Source organism: Paraburkholderia sp. Cy-641 (assembly GCF_011752945.1).
Taxonomy (GTDB): Bacteria; Pseudomonadota; Gammaproteobacteria; order Burkholderiales; family Burkholderiaceae; genus Paraburkholderia.
Window position 1 is genome coordinate 92,496 of sequence record NZ_VWWM01000007.1, and the last position, 16,031, is coordinate 108,526.

At 63.1% G+C, this 16,031-nt stretch carries 12 protein-coding genes and 2 pseudogenes; 5 read left to right on the forward strand and 9 right to left on the reverse strand.

Annotated features, from left to right (window positions below):
* Positions 1 to 397 precede the first annotated feature (397 nt).
* The gene (locus F3J20_RS05920; RefSeq protein WP_167038776.1) at positions 398 to 1,393 is read left to right on the forward strand and encodes an aldo/keto reductase; all 996 of its coding nucleotides are present in this window, start codon (positions 398 to 400) and stop codon (positions 1,391 to 1,393) included.
* Between the two features lie 25 nt (positions 1,394 to 1,418).
* On the opposite strand, the gene F3J20_RS05925 is transcribed toward F3J20_RS05920, so the two are convergent.
* A complete protein-coding gene (locus F3J20_RS05925; RefSeq protein ID WP_167282439.1) occupies positions 1,419 to 1,985 on the reverse strand; it encodes a YbhB/YbcL family Raf kinase inhibitor-like protein in 567 nt (188 codons plus the stop codon).
* Positions 1,986 to 2,224: 239 nt separating this feature from the next.
* Between F3J20_RS05925 and F3J20_RS05930 the strand changes: the two genes are divergently transcribed.
* On the forward strand, positions 2,225 to 2,671 hold the full coding sequence (locus F3J20_RS05930) for a hypothetical protein (protein ID WP_167282441.1): 447 nt from the start codon (positions 2,225 to 2,227) through the stop codon (positions 2,669 to 2,671).
* Between the two features lie 56 nt (positions 2,672 to 2,727).
* On the opposite strand, the gene F3J20_RS05935 is transcribed toward F3J20_RS05930, so the two are convergent.
* The 4 genes from F3J20_RS05935 to F3J20_RS05950 all read right to left on the reverse strand — a co-directional run bounded on the left by F3J20_RS05935 (position 2,728) and on the right by F3J20_RS05950 (position 10,161).
* Positions 2,728 to 3,543 carry an ROK family protein gene (locus tag F3J20_RS05935; RefSeq protein ID WP_167282443.1) on the reverse strand — a complete coding sequence of 272 codons (816 nt, stop codon included), beginning with the start codon at positions 3,541 to 3,543 and terminating at the stop codon, positions 2,728 to 2,730.
* A 135-nt stretch (positions 3,544 to 3,678) separates the two neighbouring features.
* Positions 3,679 to 5,298, reverse strand: coding sequence for a glucose-6-phosphate dehydrogenase (gene zwf / locus F3J20_RS05940; RefSeq protein ID WP_167282445.1), 1,620 nt, complete (start codon positions 5,296 to 5,298; stop codon positions 3,679 to 3,681).
* Between the two features lie 81 nt (positions 5,299 to 5,379).
* Positions 5,380 to 8,100: a glucosidase gene (locus F3J20_RS05945; protein WP_167282447.1), complete on the reverse strand. Its 2,721-nt coding sequence runs from the start codon at positions 8,098 to 8,100 to the stop codon at positions 5,380 to 5,382.
* A 51-nt stretch (positions 8,101 to 8,151) separates the two neighbouring features.
* Entirely contained in the window at positions 8,152 to 10,161 is a 2,010-nt protein-coding gene (locus F3J20_RS05950; RefSeq protein ID WP_167282542.1) for an amylo-alpha-1,6-glucosidase, read from the reverse strand.
* 811 nt (positions 10,162 to 10,972) lie between these two features.
* On the opposite strand from F3J20_RS05950, the gene F3J20_RS05955 reads away from it, so the two are divergent.
* Positions 10,973 to 11,653 carry a hypothetical protein gene (locus tag F3J20_RS05955; protein WP_167282449.1) on the forward strand — a complete coding sequence of 227 codons (681 nt, stop codon included), beginning with the start codon at positions 10,973 to 10,975 and terminating at the stop codon, positions 11,651 to 11,653.
* Between the two features lie 413 nt (positions 11,654 to 12,066).
* On the opposite strand, the gene F3J20_RS32370 is transcribed toward F3J20_RS05955, so the two are convergent.
* The gene (locus F3J20_RS32370) at positions 12,067 to 12,192 is read right to left on the reverse strand and encodes a hypothetical protein (RefSeq protein WP_275691441.1); all 126 of its coding nucleotides are present in this window, start codon (positions 12,190 to 12,192) and stop codon (positions 12,067 to 12,069) included.
* Between the two features lie 150 nt (positions 12,193 to 12,342).
* Positions 12,343 to 13,587 carry an aromatic ring-hydroxylating dioxygenase subunit alpha gene (locus F3J20_RS05965; RefSeq protein ID WP_167282453.1) on the reverse strand — a complete coding sequence of 415 codons (1,245 nt, stop codon included), beginning with the start codon at positions 13,585 to 13,587 and terminating at the stop codon, positions 12,343 to 12,345.
* A gap of 294 nt (positions 13,588 to 13,881) precedes the next feature.
* Between F3J20_RS05965 and F3J20_RS32010 the strand changes: the two are divergent.
* Positions 13,882 to 13,974, forward strand: a pseudogene (locus F3J20_RS32010) (IS5/IS1182 family transposase); the annotation flags it as partial.
* 170 nt (positions 13,975 to 14,144) lie between these two features.
* Positions 14,145 to 14,552, forward strand: a complete 408-nt coding sequence (locus F3J20_RS05970) for a DUF1493 family protein (RefSeq protein ID WP_167282455.1) — start codon at positions 14,145 to 14,147, stop codon at positions 14,550 to 14,552.
* Between the two features lie 11 nt (positions 14,553 to 14,563).
* Here F3J20_RS05970 and F3J20_RS05975 read toward each other — a convergent pair.
* Positions 14,564 to 14,740, reverse strand: a pseudogene (locus F3J20_RS05975) (transposase); the annotation flags it as partial.
* A gap of 137 nt (positions 14,741 to 14,877) precedes the next feature.
* On the reverse strand, positions 14,878 to 15,687 hold the full coding sequence (locus tag F3J20_RS05980) for a class I SAM-dependent methyltransferase (RefSeq protein WP_167038794.1): 810 nt from the start codon (positions 15,685 to 15,687) through the stop codon (positions 14,878 to 14,880).
* Positions 15,688 to 16,031: the final 344 nt, after the last annotated feature.

Here is a 16,031-nt window from a genome sequence, read left to right on the forward strand (position 1 = left end):
GCTGGCTGCCGCTCTCCATTTTTCGACCGGAGATGACGGGATGGCTGGCTTGGTTTAAATGAGAATCACTATCATTCCATATGCATGATGTGCCAGCAATCTCGACCTGTATTACTTCGCGTAAGGAATTTATTTCCACGCTTTACTAACGAAAGTATTTTGTAATTTTTAAGGCTGATCTCGCTCAGTTTTATTACGTTTAGTAATGTCTAATTCATGCCTCTCCTCACAACAGCAAGGCCTTGATTCATCCAAACATTACAAATTTACTTTCAAATAAATAACAAACGCGAGTGACGGTTGAACGCACGGGATCGCAAGTCCGTTTATCCTTTTTACAACACCGCTGTCCGGTTACGCTTATGCAGGTTTCCGTTCCCCTCTCTGGAGTCGATCTATGCAATACCGCCAATTCGGCCGCACCGGCCTGACCGTTTCGCGCCTGTGCCTCGGCACCATGACCTTCGGCCTGCAAACCGAAGAAGCGGCCTCGCACCGCATCCTCGACACGGCCGCCGATGCCGGCGTGAATTTCATCGACACCGCCGACGTCTATCCGCTCGGCAGCAGCGAGAACGTGGCCGGGCGCACCGAGGAAATCGTCGGGCGCTGGCTGAAGGGCAAGCGCGAGCGCTTCATCGTCGCGACCAAGGCGGTCGGCAAGATGGGCCCCTCGGCATGGGATCAGGGCGCCTCGCGCAAGCACCTGCTCGATGCGATCGACGCATCGCTGCACCGCCTCGGCACCGACTACGTCGACCTCTACCAGCTCCATTCCGACGACGCGAAAACGCCGCTCGACGAAACGCTCGAAGCACTCGACGTGATCGTGCGTTCGGGGAAGGCGCGCTATATCGGCGTCTCGAACTTCCTCGCCTACCGGCTCGCGCGCGCCTTGGGACGCGCGGACGTGCTGCGCGCCGCGCGTTTCGTGTCGGTCCAGCCGCGCTACAACCTGCTGTTCCGGCAGATCGAGCGCGAACTGCTGCCGCTCGCCGCCGAGGAGCAACTGGCCGTGATGCCGTATAACCCGCTCGCGGGCGGCCTGCTGACCGGCAAGCACCGTCACGACACGGCACCCACCGAAGGACGCTTCACCGGGAGCGTCGGCAAGGCCGGCGCGATGTATCAGGAGCGCTACTGGCACGAACGCGAGTTCGAGACGATCGAGCGGCTCAAGTCGATCGTCGCGCCGACCGGCGAGTCGCTCACGAAGATTTCGCTCGCATGGGTACTCGCCAATCCGCTGGTCACGTCGGCGATCATCGGAGCGAGCCGCGCCGAGCAGCTGACCGACACGCTCGCGACCGTCGACTTCGTGCTCGATAGCGAAATCAAGGCACAACTCGATGAGGCGAGCGTGCAGTATCGCTGGGGGGATGCGGCGCGCTAGTCCGGCGCTTCAGCGCTGAAGTACTTCAGCGTCCATAGCGCAGCACGGTACTCGTCGCGGCGATCACATGATCCTTGATCGCCGCGAGGAACGCGTCCCGCGTCAAGCCGGCCGGCAGCGAGCTGGGCGGCAGATCGAGCGCATAGACCTGCGCGATGTAGTGATGCGGCACCTCGCCGACCGGCGGACACGGCCCGTAATAGCCGGGACCACCGGTGCGATTGGTACCCGCGACGCTGCCCGGCGGCGCTGCCTCGCCCGCAGCGAGCCCCATCGTGGTCGGCGCGATGCCGTACACGATCCAATGCACGATGCTGAGGCCCTTCGCGCCGTCGGGATCGAAAATCGTGACGGCGAAACTCTTCGTGCCGACCGGCGCGTTCTGCCATTGCAGCGCCGGCGACACGTTGCCGCCACCGCAATTGTTCGCGCTCGCGGCATGGCGCGCATCGAGCGTGCCGCCATCGGCGAGTCCAGGCGACGACAGAGCGAACGCCTGCACCGCGTAGGCATGTGCGCTCGCCCAGGCAAGCAGCGCGCAAACGCCGACTGAGGAGAGGCGCCGGACGATGTTGAGATTGCTTCGGATCATTTAAGTCTCTCTGGCTGGAAAATCGCCGAGGGCTTCGGCAGGAACGCGCACGCGCGGCGGCTTCGGCGGCCTCTCTCGCGAGAACGTTGTTTCGAGACAGAACCGCTGGCATAGTGCGCCAATCTCACACTCCACTCACTCTGTCGCCGGGCATTCCGGCCGCAGCCCTATAGGTATTGAACAATGGGTACTGAACAATGCGGGTAACGTCCTCGCTCCTTGCGGTCTTCATGATTGGCATGATCGGTACGCTGCCCGGTGCGGCCCGCGCCGGGTCGCTTCCCGGTTTCGCGGATTGCCCCGTCGCCGTCGCGGCAAAACACGGCCCCGTGCCACGCCTGACCTTCACCGACGCCCAGGCCAGGCGCTACAGCAGCGTCATCCGCAACGCCGCGCGGGGGTCGGTGAATTTCGCGGGCCACTACATTCTCGCGACATGGGGATGCGGCGCTGGATGCGTGATGGCCGCGGCCATCGACGTAAAAACAGGCCGCGTCACCTCGTTGCCGTTCACCGTTTCCGACTGGCCGATCGACGTGACCGAGCCGCTCGCCTATCGCGCCGACAGTTGCCTGCTGATCGTGCGCGGCAGTCGCAACGAAAGCGCGGAACACGGCACCTACCACTACGCATTCGACGGCAAAACGTTCAGCCTTCGCAAGACCGCGAGCGAGTTCAAACGCTAGCTAGCCAGCCCGCGCGACAACGCAACGCGAGGCACCCGCCTCGCGCAGTCCACCACTTATCGCCACTTGAACGGGCCAGTACGCTGATTCGCTTCCGGCAGCTGCCGCGTCTCGCGCACCGACAGCGGATGCCACAACCGCGCGCCGCCCTCGATCCCCGCGTCGTTCGAGACGGTCGCCACGTTCGCCGGCAATTCGAACTTGAGACGCGCCGCATTGCCGCCGCCGATCCACAGCTTGTCGTAATTCACGAGCGCATTGAGAATGCCGATCACTTTCTCGACGCGCCGATTCCAGCGCTTGTTGCCGACCTTCGCGCGCGCCGCCTCGCCGATGTATTCGTCGTAGGCCACCCCCTTCTTGCTGACCGGATGATGCGCGAGTTCGAGATGCGGCATCAGCTCGCCATCGCGAAACATCGCAGTGCCCGCGCCCGTACCGAGCGTCAGCACGAATTCGAGGCCATGCCCTTGGATCGCGGCGAAGCCCTGCATTTCGGCGTCGTTGATCATGCGCACAGGCAAGCCGCCGAGGCGCCGCGCGAGCGCATCCGCGAGCGGAATGTCGTGCCAGCCTTCGACGCCGAAATGCGGCGCGGTCAGGATGCGGTTGTTGCGCACCACGCCCGGAAAGCCGATCGACATCAGCGTGGGCGGCGCCTGTTCGACGAGCGGCGCAACGAGTTGCGCGAGCGCGTCCACCAGTTGATCGGGCGTACACGGATGCGGCGTGGCCACGCGCACGCGCTCCGTTTTCATCCGGCCATCGGCATCGATGATCGCAGCCTTCAGTCCCGTACCGCCGACGTCGATCGCGAGAATGTTTTCGCCGCCGCCCTTCGAGACACTCTGTTTCGGTGTGGCCTGTTTCATTGCGCTCCGTTTTGCCGCGCTCTGCTTCACTGCACTCTTCTTTACCGCGCTCTTCTTGCGTGTCGCCACGATATCCCCCCGAATGTGGTTGATACGATTGCCTATCTGCATTGGCAGAATTGGCGAATGCCGCGCTCACTTCTTCTCCACCGCGCTTCGCTGCAACGGCCGCCATGCATGACCGTCGCGCGCGAGCAGCGCATCGGCCGCGGCCGGCCCTTCGCTGCCGGCCGCATAGCCGTGTACGGCAAGCGCGCCGCCGCGCTTCGGATGCAGCACGTCGTCGACCGCGCACCAGCTCGTCTCGATGCTGTCGGCGCGCTGGAACAGCGTGGCGTCGCCGAGCATGCAGTCGTAGAGCAGCGTTTCATAGCCGACGTTCGCGCGCTCCGCGAAGAAGTCGGCGTAATCGAACGACGACTGCACCGCGCCGACCTGCATGACCGGCCCCGGCGTCTTCACGTTGAAGTCGAAGCTCGTGCCGTGTGCGGGATCGATGCGCAGGGTCAGCACGTTCGGCGTAAGCGCATCGACCGGTGTATCGCGAAACAGACGGAACGGCACCGGCTTCAGTTGCACCGAGATTTCGGTGCGGCGCACGGCAAGCCGCTTGCCCGTGCGCAGATAGAACGGCACGCCCGCCCAGCGCCAGTTCTCGACGAACACGCGCGCCGCCGCATAGGTTTCGGTCATGCTGCCGGGCGCGACGTCCGGCTCCTCGCGATAGCCGATGCCGGCCGGCCCTTTTTCGTACTGGCCGAACACGACGTCGTCGGGCGTGAGCGGCTGGATCGCGTCGAAGATGTCGGCCTTTTTGTCGCGCACCGCTTCGGCATCGAACGAATTGGGCGGCTCCATCGCGACCATGCCGAGCAGCTGGAACAGATGGTTCGGCACCATGTCGCGAAACGCGCCGGTCTGCTCGTAAAACTTGCCGCGCCCTTCCACGCCGATCGTTTCCGCCGCGGTAATCTGCACACTCTCGATGTACTCGCGCCGCCAGATCGGCTCGAATAGCGCATTCGCGAAGCGCACCGCGAGAATGCTCTGCACGGTGTCCTTGCCGAGAAAATGATCGATGCGATACACCTGCGATTCCTGCGCGTACTGCAGGATATGCGCGTTCAGATCGCGCGCCGAGGCGAGATCGGTGCCGAACGGCTTTTCGATCACGAGACGGCGAAAGCCGCCGTTCGCGCTCTCGCCTTCCTTCAGCAAACCGGCCTTGCCGAGATGCTCGACGATCGGTTTGAAAAAGCGCGCGCCAACCGCGAGATAGAAGATCACGTTGCCACCCGGCGATTGCGCGAGTTTCTGCTTCAATTGCGCGAACGTGTCGTCGGATTCGAACTCGCCCGCCATGTATTCGAGGCGTTGCGCGACCCAGTTCCACGCGTCGTCGTCGAGCTTGCCGGCGTGGAAGGTGCTGGCTTTATCGGCGGCGAACTGCTGTAGCGACGTGTGCAGATCGTCGCGCCATGCGGCCGTTTCGCGCGCGCCATGATTGACGCCGACAATCTTCATGCCGCCGTCGAGCAGGCCGTCGACCGCGAGGTTGTAGAGCGCGGGCATCAGCAAACGCTTGGTCAGATCGCCGCCCGCGCCGAAGATCACGAGCGTGCAGGGCGGCGCCGGGTTCTTGCCGGCCGGCGAGGGCAACGCATCGTGCGGACTCGCGCTGACCTTGCAGCTACGCGCGGGCGTCACGCCGGTTTGAGCGGAAGAAGCAGCGGGGGTATTCGATGGAGTCGACATGGGATTCACTCGTGCAAGCCAATGGACCGGATATAGCGATATATGAAAGACCACACGCGCACCCGCACAGTTCAATCGCGTTCACGCGACCGGCGCAAGCGCCGGCTCGCCAGTGAGCGGCACGTTGCCCGACGCGGCCATCGCGCGCGGCTGCAACAACAACGCGACGAGCCCGCTCCAGCCGGTCTGATGCGAAGCACCGACGCCACGGCCGTTATCGCCATGAAAATACTCGTGGAACAGCACCAGATCCTGCGAGCGCGGGTCCGCCTGCAACAGCGGATACGCGCCCATCACGGGCCGCTCGCCGTCCCGGTTCTTCAGAAACAGCGTGGTCGCGCGGCGCGCGAGTTCGTCGGCGATCTCGGCCAGCGAGAACTTCTGCCCCGAGCCGGTCGGGTACTCGACGCGAAAATCGTCGCCGTAATAGCGGTGGAATTCGTATAGCGATTCGATCAGCAGATAGTTGACCGGCATCCACACCGGCCCGCGCCAGTTCGAATTGCCGCCGAATACGCGCGTGTCCGACTCAGCCGGCAGATATTTGACGCAGAAGCTGTTGCCGTTGTGTTGAAACACGAACGGCTGATCGCGATGAAAGCGCGACAGTGCGCGCACGCCATGATCGGAAAGAAATTCGCTTTCGTCGAGCGCGCGCCGCAACAATGCCTTCATGCGATGGCCGCGCAGCAGCGAGAGCAACAGCGCATTGCCCTTGCCGGGCTCGTTCCAGCGCGACACGAGCCGCGCGAGATCGGGGCGATGTTCGAGGAACCACACGAGCCGCTCGCGCAGCCCCGGCAAGCCGCCGTGCAGACGCTCTTCGAGCACGTGCACTGCGAACAGCGGAATCAGCCCGACGATCGAGCGCACGCGCATCGGAATGTTGCTGCCGTCGGGCAGGCGCAGCTTGTCGTAGAAGAACTCGTCCTGGCCGTCCCACAGGCCCGTCTCGCAGTCGTCGTCGCAACTGACCGCTTCCGCGATATACAGGAAGTGCTCGAAGAACTTCACGCCGATATCGACGAACACATGATTCGCGTACGCGAGTTCGAGCGCGATGCGCATGAGGTCGAGCGCATACGCGGCCATCCACGCGGTGCCGTCGGCCTGATCGAGATGACCGCCGGTCGGCAGCGGCGACGAGCGATCGAAAATGCCGACGTTGTCGAGCCCGAGAAAACCGCCCTGGAAAATATTGTGGCCGTCGGCGTCCTTGCGGTTGACCCACCACGAAAAATTCAGCAGCAGCTTGTGAAACACGAGTTCGAGGAAATCGCGATCGGCCTTGCCGGTCAGCGCGCGATCGATCTCGTACACGCGCCACGCGGCCCAGGCATGCACGGGCGGATTCGCGTCGCCGAGCGCCCATTCGTAGGCGGGCAGTTGCCCGTTCGGATGCTGATAGCGGTCCTTCACGAGCAGCAGCAACTGCTTCTTCGCGAACGCGGGATCGATCAGCGCGAAGGCGGCCGCGTGAAACGCGAGGTCCCATGACGCGTACCACGGATACTCCCACTTGTCGGGCATCGACACGATGTCCGCGTTGCACAGATGCCGCCAGTCCACGTTGCGGCCGTGCTTACGCTCGGCGGGCGGGCGCGGTTGCAACGGATCGCCGTCGAGCCAGCGCTGCACGTCGTACTGGTAGTACTGCTTCGACCACAGCATGCCCGCGAGCGCCTGGCGCTGCACGAGGCGCGCATCGGCATCGGCGATCTCGTGTTGCAACGCGCCATAGAATGCGTCGGCCTCGGCGAGGCGGCGCGCGAATACCGCATCGGCGTCGAGCGGCGCTTCATCGCCGGCCGCTTGCGTGCGCCAGCGCAGATAGACGACCGCGCGCGCATGCGGGCCGAGTTCGAGCGCCGCATGCACGCCGGCCTTGGTGCCCGCATCGTGACGGATCGCATTTGCGTCGCCGTGCACGAGGTAATCGTTGAAGCCGTCCTTGAACGGGCCCGCGCCGTCGACGTTGAAAAGACGCTTCACGTTGGTGTCGTTTTCGCAGAACAGCCACGCAAGCGGCGCATCCTTCGACCAGGCGGTCACGATAATCGGCTCGTGCAAAGGATGATGGCCGACGAGATGAAGCGTGCCGTCATGATCGGCGCCCATCACGAGCTTCGGCTTGTTGCCGTTCTCCTTCCACGACCACGAATTGCGCGCCCAGATTTGCGGCAGCACGTCGAGCGAGGCGGCTTCGTCGGCGCGATTCTCGATCGTCACGCGCATCACGATGTCGTCGGGCGTATGTTTCGCGTATTCGACCTGCACGTCGAAATAGCGCGCGTCGTCGAATACGCCGGTATCGAGAATTTCGTACTCCGGCATGTCGCCGCCGCGCCGCGCGTTTTCTTCGATGAGGTCCTGGTACGGATACGCCGCATGCGGGTACTTGTAGAGCATGCGCATATACGAATGCGTGGGCGTGCCGTCGAGATAGAAGTACAGCTCCTTCACGTCCTCGCCATGATTGCCCTGCGCATTCGTGAGGCCGAACAGGCGCTCCTTGATGATCGGGTCCTTGCGATTCCAGAGCGCGAGCGACACGCACCAGCTCAGACGGTCGTCGCCGAAACCGGCAAGGCCGTCCTCGCCCCAGCGGTATGCGCGGCTGCGCGCATGGTCGTGCGGGAAGGAGTCCCACGCGGTGCCGTCGGCACTGTAGTCCTCGCGCACCGTGCCCCACTGGCGCTCGCTCAGATACGGCCCCCAGCGCTGCCAGCGGCCGCACTCGGCCGAATGCAGCCGTGAACCTTCGACGGTGGCAAGCAGATTGGCAGCGCGCAGCGGTGGCATGACGGAGTCCTTGCAACAGGCCTGGCGGTCGGCCCCACATCGTAGCGCGGTTTACGCGCCGCCGCGCTCGAATCGGGCCAGCAGGTTTTCGACGCGCAGCAATTCGCCGAGCGACCACGCCTGAAACGGCGTGCCCGCCGGTGTGTGCGGTGCATCACCGTCGGCGATTTCGGACAGATGATCGAGGCCTGCGCAATCGAGATGCGCGTACAGCGGAGCGAGAAAACGCGCCCTCGCCTGAGCGAGATTCGGCGCGCTCGCGCCGTTCACGCGCAGCCACGCTTCGACGAACGGCCCGATCAGCCACAACCAGACCGTGCCCTGGTGGTAAGCGCCGTCGCGTTCGAGCGGCGAGCCGCCGTAGTGTCCGCGATAGGCGGGATCGGATGGCGCGAGCGAACGCAGGCCGAGCGGCGTGAGCAATTGCGCTTCGACCTGACCGAGCACCGCGCGCGCCGCCGCGCCTTCGAGCAGCGGAAACGGCAGACCGCCGATCGCGAAGACCTGGTTCGGCCGGATCGCGCGATCCACCGTGCCGGGTACGTGATCGACGTCGACGTTGTCGAATAGCGCCTGCGTGGCGGGGTCGACGAAGCGCTGGCGAAATGAGAGCGTGGCGCGCTCGGCCGGTTGCTGCCACTGCGGGTTCCATGCCGAGGCGATACGCAGCGCGTTGATCCACAGCGCCTGCACCTCGACCGGCTTGCCGATGCGCGGCGTGACGACCCAGTCGCCGACTTTCGCGTCCATCCACGTAAGCTGCACGCCGGGGACGCCGCAGCGCAGCAAGCCGTCGTCGGCGCAGGCGGCGATGTTGAAGCGCGTGCCGTTCGTATAGCCGGTGAGGATCGCTTCGGCCGCCTGTTGCAGATGCGCGCGCGTCGCGGCGCTCGCATGCTGCGTCGCGAGATACTCGTGCAGGGCGACGACGAACCAGAGCGACGCATCGACCGAGTTGTATTCGGGCGCGTCGCCATAATCAGGGAAGCGGTTCGGCAGCATGCCTTCCGAGAGCGTGCCGGCCCATTCGAGCAGGATCGCTTCGGCGTCGTCGAGACGGTTCGACGCGATCAGCAGGCCGCGCATCGCGATGAAGGTGTCGCGGCCCCAGTCGGTGAACCACGGAAAGCCCGCGAGCATCGTGCGGCCTTCGTTGCGCGTGACGATATAGGCATCGGCGGAACGTTGCAGGCGCGAGCCGAGTGCGTTGCGGCGTTGCTGTTCGGTTTGGGCGAGATAGGCGGCGTGGGTGGCGGCTGTGGTTTTGTCGTTGGCAATTAGGATTGATGTTGCCGTGTCCGACTTCCCCGAAGCGCTCGAAGCACTCGAAGCGCTGAGGATCATCACCGCTTCGCCGCTTGCGATGTCGAAGCTGAAGACGCCGGGCGTCGCGAGGTCTTCGCGGTAATCGAGCCCGCGCTCCTGTTCCCGCACGTAGCAGAAGTTGCGATACCAGTCGGGCGCATGCGTGTAGACGCCGTTCGTCGCCGCGCCAACGACAGGCAAACCGCCATACGGCTGCCAGCTTACGCACGACTGGTCGCCGCTGATTTGCGCGCTGAAGTTGAACGCGGGATTCTCATGATGCAGCGCATGATAATCGCGGCCCGACAGCAACGGCCTGACCTTCAGCACGGGCACGCCAAGATCGCCGAGGCCGTTGCCTTCGAGCCGCCAGCGCAGCACTGTTGCGCCGGTTGCCTTGCTGACGAACGCTTCAGTTATCGCCACCGTCCGTGCATCGACCCGCACCCGCCACGTCGGCCACAGCACGGTATCGAAGCTATCGAGACTCCCGCGCAGGTCCGGGTAGATCACGTCGGGTCCATAGCGCTGCATGCTCAACGGAAAGCGTTGCCCGTGCGCTTCGAGCCACACCTCCACGCCATTGACGAGCACCATGCGCCCGCCCGGCGCGCGCGTCGCGCTCAACAGCAACGCGTGATAACGACGCGTGCGCAGCATGCCGGCCGTGCCCGAGGCGAAACCGCCGAAGCCGTCCGCTTCCAGCCATTCGTCTTCGAGATGCGAGAGGTCGAAGGGTGATCCGATGCGTGTCATGAAGTCGGTCGCGCTCATGCGAAATCGTCGATTGGCGTAGTGTGCCAAACATTCACGCAGAGGGTGTTCGCGGGACCGTTCTTCTTGCCGGTACTTTCTACTCTCGCCTCTGTCTCCACCGCGCGCCGGATCTACTGACGGGCCGACGGCATCCAGACGCAAGCCCGCGAGGAGGATTCGGACGAGGACTGCCTGCAGGTGATCATCGGTGTAAAACCAGACTGCGGCAGAGAACGCGTAACGCTCAGCAACAGTTATCGCGAATCAGTTTTTGCTGGCTGGCAAATTCTCATGGCGATCCGCGAGTGCATGTGAAATGGGAATCTCAAATAGTGCTTCTCACAGATGTTCATATGTTCGCCTCGGTCGAGAACAATCTCGCCTCCGTCGGATATAACAGCTCTTTTTCGCACCTATTGAGGCAACCTAAGTGGCAAATCCCCATCGGCTTGGCAGCAACTTCGATCTCCCGAGGAGTGGTTACGGTGCACCCTCAGCGCATTCGACACATCAACAAGCGACTGGCAGCACTCAGAGATTTCCCACGGCGGCGCCTGCCATGGGGACGCTATCCGGATTGCCGGCGATGGAGACACGCCCGCAGACTTCCACGCGAGCTAACCCAGTCGGCCGTCATGTACAGATTTCTTCGATTGAAAATTCTCGGGTCCGTCAGGAAGCCGAAAATCTTCGCGCGGGCATTGAGAATTTTGGCGAATCTGCCCGCCGATAACCGCCTCGAGCAGCAAGACAATCCACGGAATACGAGGACTGGACGACCCGACTCGGTGCCGTAGAAGAAGTCGTGGATATGATCCAGAATCAAGTCAACGACGGGTCAATCATGCCCGGGGATGCGGTACGGGTAACAGCTGGCGAACATACCACCGGCATCATGACCGTCAGCGTCTCTCCGAAAGAGGAAGACGCAAAGGATGCTTTCTGGATCGACAACATCGTCACGCACCCTGGTGCTGCCGGAGCAGGTGAGTTGCTGATCGAAAAAGCCGTTGCGATGTCGGCAAGCAAGGGGTTTGGCGGTACCGTCAGGCTGATGGCGTTCTCGGGGCAGACTTTCTACAAATCGGTCGGCTTCAAGGATCTCGGCGGAGGGCTCATGGAACTTCGCCCGGCACAGAGCAATAAGTGGTCAAACGTTAACGGCACTTTGCTTCTGAGCCGGCGAATGCACAAATCCGGCCTCGTCCAGGATATTCCACGAACTATACCCCAAGCTGAATTACAGCTTCAAACACAACTGGGACAGGCCAGCCCCCAGGACAGAATCGAATACGCATTGCAGCTCCGCCGGCACCCGGAACTGAGTCGGTTCGCACAGAGTGTCATGCAGGGACTACAGCAGGCAGTAACAGCCAATCGACAACTGCCCCCGATGCAGGTTTGTGACCAGACGTTACGCCAGTGGTGGAGTGCCAACGAGGAACAACGGCCACTGCATAACAAGTTGATTCGCGCATTTGCGGCTCGCTAAAGCGGATGCGATTTCAACGTCCCGACGCACGACGACTGTGGGTTGGTGTGTGCCGGGACGCGTTGGCCATATGCTGTCGTCCTGCACGTGATTTGGCTTAGGCTTGACACATAAGAATCCCAAAGTGCCAAAGCTGGCCGAGTGTCATTCGTGGCAGGATCGGTTCCGTCGGATCGGATTAAATCCGCAGTAGCGCCCGGACGATGGGTAATCTCTGCCGCGCCCCAGGGGCGGAGACGACTCGGACAGGCCTTCCTCCATCCGGCGCATCATTCTCCACCTGGCTGGCGCCGGCAATCTGCAACTACGATCGAAACGCCATACGGGACAACGGCGCGGGCAATGACGGTCGGAGCCGTTTCAGCAGCCGAAGTGGCATTCCCATCGCCATCGCTCGCGGAGCAAGCAGTGCCTCAGCGCGTCTGAACCAACAGATTCAGCGCGATCGCAACGATCAAAGCCACACCGCCGATGAGGCCGAGCAATTGCAGCAGAGTGAGGGATTTACGCGAATTGGTGGGGGTCTGTTGCGTAGTCACGAGCGTTTCTTGAAGTTCGGAAAAAACGCAATGGTACACGGGCGCGCATGCGACCCGTCTCGACTGGCGCAAACTCGCGTGCAATCAAGCACCGCTTGCCCCAATCGCCACTCGCGAGCGGCGTGCAACGCACGCCGCACACTGCCCCGCTCAGGTCTTCGCAATCGGGTTGCCGTGCCGCGAATCCAGGAAGCGGATCACCGCGGTATCGCCCGTACCCGCGCCCACCACCTGATCGGGCACCCCGCATTCGCGCAGCAGCGCGCGCAGTTCGTTGATGACCGGAAACACCTCGTGATTCCAGTCCGCGCCCTGCGCATCGTGCGCGCGCTGCTCCGCCTCGACGATCTCGCGATCCTCCTTGAAAATACGCTCGGTAAACCACACGAGCAGCGGCCACAGCAACGTCATCGCGCCCGGAATGCCGGGCTTGCGAATGGATAGCAGCCCGAACGTCCGGTTGGTGCGCTGCTCGCGATCGAGCGGCACGTAGACGATCCACAGGTCCATCACGAGCGTCTGCTCGGCATTGCGGATTTGCAGCGTCTGGTACGGATACTCGGTGCGGATCGTCATCATGTCCTTGTCGTTGTTGCCGCCGGTCTTGCGATTCTGGCCGAACACGATCGCCTCGCCGAGCGGCTGCTGCCCCTCCATGCGCGCAAACGTGTAATCGACTTCGACCCAGCCCTCGCCGCGCCGCCGTCCGACCGAACGCGCACGCATCTTGCCCATCTGCCGGCGATGCAGGAACTGATGGTTCATGTCCATCAGGTTCTCGTGCATGAACGAGTAATGGCAATTGACCGGACGGCCGAAGCGGCGCGTCCTGTACTTCGGGTCCGACACCGAGCCGAAACCGGGCAGCGGCCGCTGGTCCGCCAGCGCGGCATCGCCGGGAAACACGAAGATCAACCCCTCGACTTCCCGGCACGGATACGAGCGCACGCCGTTCGGCAGCCGGTCGCGGCCGAGGTACGGCACGTCGATGCACTTGCCCGAGCAGTCGTAGGTCCAGCCGTGATAGCCGCAGCGGATCGACTCGCCATCGACGACGCCCTGGTGCAGCGGCACCTGGCGATGCGCGCAGCGGTCTTCGAGCGCGAACACCTTGCCGGTCTCTGTGCGCGCGAGCACGATCGGCTCGCCGGCAAAGGTCACGCCATGCGTCTTGCCGCGCTTCACTTCGTGCGACCACGCAAGCGGATACCAATGGTCCGGGTGAATGGCAACGCGGCGCAGATCGCGCACGGGCGCCTCATGGGCGGCACGGCCGGGGGCATGCGCACCGGCTGGCGATGCGGCAGAAGCGGCATTCTGCGACGGCGCCTGAAGAGGCTCCGCGGCGACGGCCGCATCGGCGATATCGTGTTCGAGCGGGGGAACAGCATGCATGGATCAAGCCTCCGTTCGCGGGCAGATGGAAGGTTGCCGCCCCGCATATCGAGGCCGGCGTCCTTGCCAGTCTACTTGAAGCGGCTAAAGCGTGGCGTCGCTGGCGGCACACCCGGCATGACCTGGCGCAAACGCTCCGCGACGTCGACGCACACGTGTGAACGAACGACCTGCGGCGTACCGGTGCTATGAAAAAAACGGCCTGTGAGGCAACGGTGAAAAATGGTCTCGGGAAGTGGCCTTAGAGTGGCTAACACAACCGGGACATGAGGCTGAAGGCCATATCCTGACAGCATGTCCGGACGCAAAATCAGTAACGAGTTATGGGCGGCGCTGGGGCCGCTGATTCCGGTGTTCGCATCGTCGTCCAAAGGCGGGCGACGCCGAACGGTGTTTGATCCCGTTTCGCGTGAGGTGGATATATACAACACACCTGGCCGCTGTCGTTGGCCGAATGGTTCCGGTTCTTGACTTCATGGTGTTCGGCTATGATGCGACGCTCATCATGTATCGCACCATGAAGCGTTACAACGAGATCGTCAAACCGGAGGACAGACTTGGCGAATGATCCACAATGGGAAGCGCTCGTTGCATTCACGCGTGAAGAAATACCTTGGGCCGGAAAAACCGAGCCGCTCACACCATCAACAAGCATCAGTGACGATCTGCGCATCGATGGTGACGATGCGTTCGAATTCATCGATCAGTTTTTTGAGCGGTTCGATGTTGCGGGCGGTGAAAACTTTCCCGTTCTTCGCTACTTCGGCCCCGAAGGAAATACGTTATTTGCCCTGCTCATCGTTCCCGTGCTTGTGGTGGCGTTCGTTCGTTTCGTGCTCAGGCTTAAGCCAGTCAACCTGTTACCCCGTAAGCCCACGCTGACTCTCGGCATGCTGCTCGATGCGATACGCGTAGGCCGATGGGATACCAAAGCCATTGAACGCGCACACAAGCCGCCCATTTAGCCTTTTGTCAGAAGTGCCTGCGGCAGGTCTTCCCATGGCATCCCCGTTTGCAGGACATACAGGATGCCATTCAAGGCCGCACGGTCATCTACCGTTCGGCGTCACCCGCCTTTGGGCCACGGTGCGAACACCGGAATCAGCGGCTCCAGCGCCGCGCATAACTCGTTACTGATTTTGCGTCTGGACATGCTGCCAGGATATGGCCTTCATAGCCTCATGTCCCGGTTGTGTTAGCCACTCTCAAGAAACAGCCTCAGGAAACGGCCTCGATTCAGGGCTCGTTTTCAGGGCTCGTTATCCGACACGAAGCCGAAGCGGAGTAACATCACGCGCCACTCACCGGCCGCCGCGCGATCAACGCGATCGATTCGATGCGCTCGTCGAGCCAGCCCTCGTCGTTTGCATGGGCTTCCAGCAGTACGTCGATACGCGCAAGCAATTCGTCGAGCCGCGCGCCGAGCCGTTCGCGCGACAGACTCGACATCGACATGGCCCGCGCCCGCAGCGCTTCGGCCGACACGCGCCGCGTTTCGATAACCGCAATCCGTTCGAGCGCCGAAAACGCCGACTGCGCGAGCACCGTCTCGTGGCTCTCCCATGTTTCGGCCCTGCGCTGCTCGCGCGCCGGATCGTCGCTCGAATATTCATCGAGCAGCGCGCGATAGGGCGCGAGCCATGCAATCGACGCATCCGCCACGGGCGAAGTCGAGAACAACGCCAGCGCGCCCTGCGCTTCGATCAGCGCATCGAGCCGCGCGAGCGTGTCGGGCCGGTCCATCCAGTGAAATGCGCGGCCGATCACCGCGAGCCGGAACGATCCGAGCGCGGGCGACAGATCGTACGAACTGCCGTGGCGATACTCGATGTTCGGCGCGAGCCCCGCGCCGAGGCCGGCCGCGATGCGCAGCATTTCCGCTTCGGGATCGAGCGCGAGACCGGCGCCGACCCACGACGAAAACGCCACCGACAACTGCCCCGGCCCGCAGCCGAGATCGAGCAGCCGATGCGAGCCGCGCAATTCGCATGACTGCGCGACGCGCCGGATCAGTTGCGGAGAATACGCGGGACGGCCCAGCAGATAGTGGGGCGCGCTGAACCTGAAGCGGTCGGGGACAAAGGGAATCGGGGCGGTCATGGCGGTTCCGTCCGGTGAGGGTGATAGCGAGGCGATCGGGAAACTCGCCGTACGGGGGTCCATTATCGGCGCACGCACCATTGCTGCGCAGTTTCGCGGGCAACGCCGAGGGCGCGCCGGCATCGGCGGCATCGAGTTCGCCCTGCGCGTTCGCCCATGCGAATCGCCACCTCGCCCGGCCGCCCCACAGGCCGCCCAATCCATTCCCCCACCAGGGAAATCCCGTCTTCCCCGCAAACCACAGGCACAATACGCACCAACCATGTGCCGCGCCTCCGCTTTCGTTCGGGATTTGTTCCAAATCCGAACACGTCCACGCCGATGCCGCGCCGCCAGAATCCCCT